This is a genomic window from Vibrio aquaticus (assembly GCF_003970385.1).
GTDB classification, from domain to species: domain Bacteria; phylum Pseudomonadota; class Gammaproteobacteria; order Enterobacterales; family Vibrionaceae; genus Vibrio; species Vibrio aquaticus.
Map to the genome: position 1 here is coordinate 1 of NZ_RXZH01000082.1, position 636 is coordinate 636.

The 636-nt window shown below is 59.7% G+C and carries 1 protein-coding gene; it reads right to left on the reverse strand.

Annotated elements, in window-relative coordinates:
- Positions 1-35: 35 nt before the first annotated feature.
- Positions 36-636: S49 family peptidase (locus EJ063_RS20430; RefSeq protein WP_148104550.1), on the reverse strand; the 601-nt coding region annotated here is incomplete at its 5' end.

Consider the following 636-nt stretch of genomic DNA (forward strand, 5'->3'; position numbering starts at 1 on the left):
CGGTGCTGTTAACAAGTTCATCAGCCAGTCCGGCATCAATGGCCTCCTGACCGCTGTACACTGCAGCCTCGGTATCCAGCACCGGTGCTGTTAACAAGTTCATCAGCCAGTCCGGCATCAATGGCCTCCTGACCGCTGTACACTGCAGCCTCGGTATCCAGCACAACCTGCACGGACAGGCCGGTATATGMCGACACCTWCTGCGCAAACATCYGGCGGGTTGCGTCCATCCGGGACTGCAGTGTCTCCCGGACGTCATCCGGAAGATGGCTGTAGGGGTTGCCATCCACCTTATGGCTGCCGCTGTAAATCAGCGTGATTTCCACACCCTGTTTCTCCAGCGCAGCACCGTAATTACTGTGAGCCATCATGACGCCGATGGAGCCTGTCCGGGCGGTCTGCGTGACCAGACGCCGGGAGGCGGCACTGGCAAGCAACTGACCTGCACTGCAGTTCATGTCGTTGGCACGCGCCCATACCGGTTTTATGTCACGCACACGGGCGATGATGTCAGCGCAGTCAAATGCCCCCGCCACCATCCCGCCGGGCGTGTCCATATCGAGCAGAATGCCGTCCACCATCGGATCGCTGGCAGCCTGTTGCAGACGGGCGATAATGCCGTTGTAACCGGTCATC